Annotated in this window: 5 protein-coding genes; all 5 read left to right on the top strand. The window is 71.8% G+C overall.

The genetic code is table 11. From position 1 onward, the window contains the following. Nucleotides 1-1,403, top strand: a 1,403-nt coding sequence (locus IE295_RS26070) for an aminotransferase family protein (RefSeq protein WP_229923000.1), incomplete at its 5' end; no start/stop codon positions are given. Beyond that, nucleotides 1,400-2,392, top strand: coding sequence for a zinc-binding dehydrogenase (locus IE295_RS26065; RefSeq protein ID WP_190066206.1), 993 nt, complete (start codon nt 1,400-1,402; stop codon nt 2,390-2,392). The genes IE295_RS26070 and IE295_RS26065, both read left to right, overlap by 4 nt. A gap of 40 nt (nt 2,393-2,432) precedes the next feature. Continuing rightward, nucleotides 2,433-4,115 (top strand): GH3 auxin-responsive promoter family protein, encoded by a 1,683-nt coding sequence (locus IE295_RS26060; protein WP_190066205.1) that lies wholly within the window; start codon nt 2,433-2,435, stop codon nt 4,113-4,115. A gap of 1 nt (nt 4,116) precedes the next feature. Beyond that, nucleotides 4,117-5,064 carry a TIGR03619 family F420-dependent LLM class oxidoreductase gene (locus IE295_RS26055; RefSeq protein ID WP_190066204.1) on the top strand — a complete coding sequence of 316 codons (948 nt, stop codon included), beginning with the start codon at nt 4,117-4,119 and terminating at the stop codon, nt 5,062-5,064. A gap of 155 nt (nt 5,065-5,219) precedes the next feature. Then, entirely contained in the window at nt 5,220-7,157 is a 1,938-nt protein-coding gene (thrS, locus tag IE295_RS26050; RefSeq protein ID WP_263453800.1) for a threonine--tRNA ligase, read from the top strand. Nucleotides 7,158-7,228: the final 71 nt, after the last annotated feature.

Raw genomic sequence — 7,228 nt, 5'->3', positions numbered from 1 at the left:
CCCCCCGGATCGCTGAACACACCATCAACGGAGGACTCCCAGTGGAGAAGACGGACGTCGACCGGCTGCGCAGGCTCGACCGCGAGCACATGTGGTACCCCTGGACGCCGATGGACGACTGGATGGCCAATGACCAGCTCGTCGTCGAACGCGCCGACGGATGCTGGCTGATCGACCCGGAGGGCAGGCGCTACCTCGACGGACGCTCGTCGATGGGCATGAACCTCCACGGCCACGGCCGCCCCGAGCTGGTCGAGGCCCTGGTGGCCCAGGCCCGCAAGGCCGGCGAGACCACGCTGTACCGCGTCTCGCACCCGGCCGCCGTGGAACTGGCCGCCCGGCTGGCGGACATGGCCCCGCCCGGACTGCAACGGGTCTTCTTCGCCGAGTCCGGTTCCACCGCGGTGGAGACGGCGCTGAAGGCCGCGTACGCGTACTGGGTCGCCAAGGGCGAGCCGGAGCGCTCGACCTTCGTGTCCATGGCCAACGGGTACCACGGCGAGACGTTGGGCACGATCAGCCTGCGCGGCGTGAACAACGACCAGGTCGACATGATCCGCAAGACCTACGAGCCGCTGCTCTACCCCTCCCTCTCCTTCGCCCAGCCCGACTGCTACCGGTGTCCCGTCGGCAAGTCGGGCGGGGGCTGCGAGCTCGACTGCACGGACTCGCTGGAGGAGATCCTCGTCCGCGAGAAGGGAAAGATCGCCGCCGTCATCGTGGAGCCCCGCGTGCAGGCCCTGGCCGGCGTGATCACCGCTCCGGAGGGCCACCTGGCCAAGGTCGCGGAGATCGCCCGCAGGCACGGCGTGCTGCTCATCGCCGACGAGGTCCTCACCGGCTGGGGCCGCACCGGCACCACGTTCTCCTGCGAGGCCGAGGGCGTCACCCCCGACCTGCTGACCGTGGGCAAGGCGCTGACCGGCGGATACCTCCCGCTGTCCGCCACCCTGGCCACCGAGGAGATCTTCGACGCCTTCCGCGGCGGGGCGTTCCTCAGCGGCAGCACCTACTCCGGCTACGCGCTCGGGGCGGCGGTCGCCCTGGCCAGCCTCGACCTGTACGAGAAGGAGGACGTCCTGGGCCGCGCACGGGCGCTGGCCGACGTCCTCACCGCCGAGCTCGAGCCGTTCCGCGGGCTCAGCCACGTCGGCGACGTCCGCCAGCTCGGGCTCATCGCCGGTGTCGAGCTCGTGGCCGACCGCGAGACCCGCACCCCCTTCCCGCCCCAGGACCGGATCGTCGAGCGCGTGTGCACCCTGGCCCGGGACAACGGCGTCCTGGTCAACGCCGTCCCCGGCGACGTGATCACGATGCTGCCCTCGCCGTCGATGAGCCACGACGACCTGCGCCTCCTCACCGGCACGCTGTTCCGGGCCATCCGCGAGGTGACAGGGGAGTGACACGGCTGATGCGGGCGGCGGTCATCCGCGCCTGGGGCGGCCCCGAGCGGCTCGAACTCGACGAGGTCGAGCGGCCGGTGCCGGCCCGGGGGTGGATCGGCGTGCGGGTCGAGGCCTGCGCGCTCAACCACCTCGACATCCATGTGCGCAACGGACTGCCGGGTGTGCGACTGGAACTGCCGCACGTGTCCGGCGGCGACGTCGTCGGCGTCGTCGAACAGGCCACCGACGAGGCGGGGGAGCGGCTCCTGGGCCGCCGCGTGCTGCTCGATCCGATGATCGGACGGGGCATCCTCGGCGAGCACCACTGGGGCGGGCTCGCCGAGCACGTCGTGGCGCCCGCCGGCAACGCCCTCCCGCTGCCCGCCGACGACACCGACCCGGCCCGGTACGCGGCGCTGCCCATCGCCTACGGCACCGCACAGCGCATGCTGTTCACCCGAGCGCGCCTCCAACCCGGTGAAACGTTGCTGCTGTTCGGTGCCACCGGCGGGGTCGGCGTGGCCTGCGCCCAGCTCGCCCTGCGGGCGGGCGCCCGGGTGATCGCCTGCTCCCGGTCGCCGGAGAAGCTCGCCCGGCTGCGTGCCCTGGGCGTGGCCGCGACGATCGACGTCGCCACCGAGGACGTACGCGGCAGGGTCCGCGAACTCACCGACGGCGGCGCCGACGTGGTCGTCGACTACCAGGGCAAGGAGACCTGGCCCCTCTCGCTGCGCTGCGCGCGCCGCGGCGGCCGCATCGTCACCTGCGGCGCGACCACCGGGTACGAGGCCACCACCGACCTGCGCTACGTCTGGTCGCGCCAGCTGGACATCCTCGGCTCCAACGCCTGGCGGCGCGAGGACCTCCACACGCTCCTCGACCTGGTCGTCACCGACGCCCTGGAGCCGGTGGTGCACGCGCGGTTCCCGCTGTCCCGGGCCCCCGAGGCGGTCGCCGAAATCGAGGAGCGACGGGCGTTCGGAAAGGTCGTCGTCCGTGTGGAGTGAACTCAACCGTGCTTCGGCGCGACCCTAGGGGGAGAGAGCCTTGGCTTCTGAGGAGAAGACCGCATCACACCAGTGTTTTCTCGCGAGGACACATGACGCGCTGACGCTGCAGCGCAAGATCTGCGCGCAGCCCGACGAAGCGGCCGACCGGGTCTTCGACGACATCCTGACCGGGGCGCGGGAGACCGCCTTCGGCCGCGAACACGGCCTCGCCCGGGTCCGCACGCCCCGGGAATGGAAGGACGCGGTGCCCATCCGCACCTACGACGGGCTCGCCGCCTACGTGGACCGCCAGCTCGCCGGGGAACCCCGGGTGCTGACCGCCGACGACCCCTACGCCTTCCTGCGGACCTCCGGCACCACGGGGCGCGCCAAGTTCGTCCCCACCACCCACCACTGGCGCCGCACCTACCGGGGGCCCGCGCTCTACGCCCAGTGGGGCCTGTACTTCGAGCAGCTGGGCACCGAACGGCTCGGGGGAGAGGAGGTCCTCGACCTGTCCTGGGAACCCGGCCCCGTACGCCACCGGCGGCAGGGCTTCTCCGTCTACGGCATCAGCGAGCGCCCCCTGTCCGAGGACCCGGACGACTGGAACCCGCCGTGGCGTGCGGCGGACTGGTTCGCCCGCGACCCCGACGCCCCCACGCTGGTGGACCTGCTGTACAACAAGCTCCTGCGGCTGGCCGGACGCGAACTCCAGCTGATCGTCTCGGTGAACCCCTCGAAGATCGTCCTGCTGGCCGAGACGCTGCGGGAGAACGCCGGACGCCTGGTGCGCGACCTGCACGACGGCCGCGACCGGGTCAGGGCCGCCGACCCCGCGCTGGCCCGCAGGCTGGCGACGGTCTTCGACTGGGCCGGCGGGCGCCCGCTGCTCACCGACCTGTGGCCCACCCTGCGCCTGATGGTCTCCTGGAACTCCGCCTCCGCCGCGCTCTACCGGCCGTGGCTGTCCCAGCTCGCGCCCGGCGTGGCGACCCTGCCCTTCAGCACCACCGGCACCGAGGGCATCGTCACGCTGCCCGTCGACGACCACCCGTCGGCGGGCCCGCTCGCCGTCAACCAGGGGCACTTCGAGTTCGTGCCGTGGCAGGACCTCGACGACGGCAAGCCGCTGCCCGCGGACACCCCCACCCTCGGCTACGACGCGCTGGAACCCGGCGCCGACTACCGTCTGGTCATGAGCCAGGCCAACGGCCTCTACCGCTACGACGTCGGGGACGTCTACCGGGTGGTGGACAGGATCGGCGCCACGCCCCGGCTGGAGTTCCTGGGGAGGGCCGGCTTCCAGAGCTCGTTCACCGGCGAGAAGGTCACCGAGTCCGACGTCCACGCCGCGGTGACCCGCGTGCTGGGCTGCCGGCGGGCCACCCACCCCGACTTCACCGGCATCCCCGTCTGGGGCACCCCGCCGCACTACCTGATCGCCGTCGAATGGACGGACGGGCACGACGCCCTCGACCTGAGGGAGACCGCCCGCCGCATCGACGACGCGCTCCAGGAGGTCAACGTCGAGTACGCGGACAAGCGCCGGGGCGGCCGCCTGCGCCCGCTGCGCGTCCTGCCCCTGCTGCCGGGCGCGTTCCGCACCGTCGCCGAGCGGCGGTTCCGCGACGGGGCCGCCGGAGCCCAGATCAAGCACCACTGGCTGCAGAAGGACGCGGCGTTCCTGACGACGCTGCGCGACCTCGACCTCCTCCACGGCTGTCTCGCGGGAGCATGAAGTGAAGACCGGATTCGCCGCGCCCGTCTCGGGCGCCTGGGCCACCCCCGCCAACCTCGTCCACGTCGCCCGGCTGGCCGAACAGCTGGGCTACGCCTCGCTGTGGACCTACCAGCGGCTGCTCGGAGCCCCCGACCGCTCCTGGGGCGAGGCCAACCGCGCCGTCCACGACCCGCTGGTCACGCTGTCCTTCCTGGCCGCGCACACCACCCGGATCCGGCTCGGCGTCGCCGTGCTCATCATGCCGCTGCACACACCCGCCGTCCTGGCCAAGCAACTCGCCACGCTCGACCTGCTGTCCGGCGGCCGGCTCGACGTCGGGCTGGGCAACGGCTGGGCACCCGAGGAGTACGCCGCCGCCGGCGTGACCGGGAAGGACCTGGGCCGGCGCGCCGACGACTTCGTCACCTGCCTGAAGACCCTGTGGACCGACGAACTCGTCCGGCACGACGGCCCGTACTACCACGTGCCGGCCGCCCGGTTCGAGCCCAAGCCGGCCCAGTCGCCGCACCCCCCGGTCCTGTTGGGCGGCGCGTCTCCCGCGGCGCTGCGCCGCGCCGGACGGCTCTGCGACGGCTGGGTGGCCAGCAGCAAGGCCGCCCCGGCGGCCATCCGCGACGCCATCGCCGCGGTGCGCGAGGCCGCCGAGGAGGCCGGACGGGATCCGGGGGCGCTGCGGTTCGTCTGCCGCGCCCCGGTCCGGTTGCGTCCGTCGGCGGGCGCGGACCAGCCCGCGCTGACCGGCCCCGTCGACAAGATCAGGGACGATCTCGAGGTGCTCGCGGGCACCGGACTGACCGAGGTCTTCCTCGATCCGAACTTCGATCCCGAGGTCGGTTCGCCGGACGCGGAAGCCGGCCGGGCACTCGAACGCGTCGAGCTCCTGATGGGTGAACTGGCCCCGCCATCTGGTGAATCGGCGTCAGGGGCCGCCACTACACTTGCGTGATCATTGCGGTTCCGTACCCAGCGTCGCCGGGCGGCGCTGACTCATGAGGAGAGATTGCCGTGTCTGCATCCCGTCCTGCCGAAGAGACCAAACGCACGGTAGTGGTCCCGGCCGGGACGACGTGCGCCGACGCCGTGGCCGCTGCCAAGCTGCCGATGAACGGGCCGAACGCCATCGTGGTGGTGCGGGACCCCGAGGGCACGCTGCGCGACCTGGACTGGGCCCCGGACGCCGAAGTCGAGGTCGAGGCGGTCGCGTTGTCCAGCCGGGACGGGCTGGACGTGCTGCGGCACTCCACGGCCCACGTGCTGGCCCAGGCCGTGCAGCAGGAATGGCCGGAGGCCAGGCTCGGCATCGGCCCGCCCATCGAGAACGGCTTCTACTACGACTTCGACGTCGAGCGCCCGTTCCAGCCGGAGGACCTCGAGCGCGTCGAGCAGCGCATGAAGGACATCATCAAGTCCGGCCAGCGCTTCCGGCGCCGCGAGTTCCCCTCGCTCGACGCCGCCCGCGACGAGCTCGCGCGCGAGCCGTACAAGCTCGAACTGGTCGACCTCAAGGGCGACGTGGACACGAGCGAGGTCATGGAGGTCGGCAGCGGCGACCTGACGATCTACGACAACGTCGACGCGAAGACCGGCGACGTGTGCTGGTCCGACCTGTGCCGCGGCCCGCACCTGCCCTCCACCCGGCTGATCCCGGCCTTCAAGCTGATGCGCAGCGCGGCCGCGTACTGGCGCGGCAGCGAGAAGAACCCCCAGCTGCAGCGCATCTACGGCACCGCGTGGCCGACCCGCGACGCGCTCAAGTCCCACCTCAAGGCGCTGGAGGAGGCCGCCAAGCGCGACCACCGCCGCATCGGCGAGGACCTGGACATGTTCGCGTTCAGCAAGGAGATCGGCCGCGGCCTGCCGCTGTGGCTGCCCAACGGCACGATCGTCCGCGACGAGCTCGAGGGCTGGGCCCGGCGCACCGAACGCAAGCTGGGCTACCAGCGGGTGGTCACTCCGCACATCACCCAGGAGGACCTGTACTACCTCTCGGGCCACCTGCCGTACTACGCCGAGGACCTGTACGCGCCGATCGAGATCGACGGCGAGAAGTACTACCTCAAGCCGATGAACTGCCCGCACCACCACATGGTGTACAAGGCGCGGCCGCACAGCTACCGCGACCTTCCCTACAAGATCGCCGAGTACGGCACGGTCTACCGCTTCGAGCGCAGCGGCCAGCTGCACGGGACCATGCGCACCCGCGGGTTCACCCAGAACGACGCGCACATCTACTGCACCCAGGAGCAGGCCAAGGACCAGTTCCTCGAGGTCATGCGGATGCACGCGGACTACTACCGCACGCTCGGCATCACGGACTTCTACATGGTGCTCGCGCTGCGCGACCCCGCGAACCGGGAGAAGTACCACGACGACGAGGTGATGTGGGAGACGGCCGAGCGGATCACGCGCGAGGCCATGGAGGAGTCCGACATCCCGTTCGAGATCGACAGGGGCGGCGCCGCGCACTACGGCCCGAAGGTCGACTTCATGATCCGCGCCGTGACGGGCAAGGAGTTCGCCGCGTCGACCAACCAGGTCGATCTGTACACCCCGCAGCGCTTCGGGCTGACCTACCACGACTCCGACGGCACCGAGAAGCCCGTCGTGGTCATCCACCGCGCCCCCCTGGGCTCCCAGGAGCGCTTCACCGCGTACCTCACCGAGCACTTCGCCGGCGCGTTCCCGGTGTGGATGGCGCCGGAGCAGGTCCGCGTCATCCCGATCGTGGACGAGCTGACGGACTACGCGAACGAGGTCCGCGACCTCCTCCTGGACGCGGACGTCCGCGCCGACGTCGACGCCGGTGACGGCCGCCTGAACGCCAAGGTCCGCACGGCGGTCACCCGCAAGATCCCGCTGATCGTCGTGGTCGGCCGGCGCGAGGCCGAGGAGCGTGCCGTGACCGTGCGCGACCGCTCGGGCAAGGAGACCCCCATGCCCCTGGACGCGTTCGTCGGCCATGTGACCGAGCTGATCCGCACCAAGAGCCTGGACGGGGCCGGGCACCTGCGGCGCGAGACCGACGGAGGCAATGCCTGACGCACGCGCCGGGAGCGGGGAGGAGGGGGGAGGCCGCCGGCCTCCCCCCTCCTCTCTTCGCCCTCACCGGG

Source organism: Streptomyces griseocarneus, assembly GCF_014655595.1.
In the GTDB taxonomy this organism is placed as follows: Bacteria; Actinomycetota; Actinomycetes; order Streptomycetales; family Streptomycetaceae; genus Streptomyces; species Streptomyces griseocarneus.
This window is presented reverse-complemented; position numbering and strand designations above follow the sequence as displayed.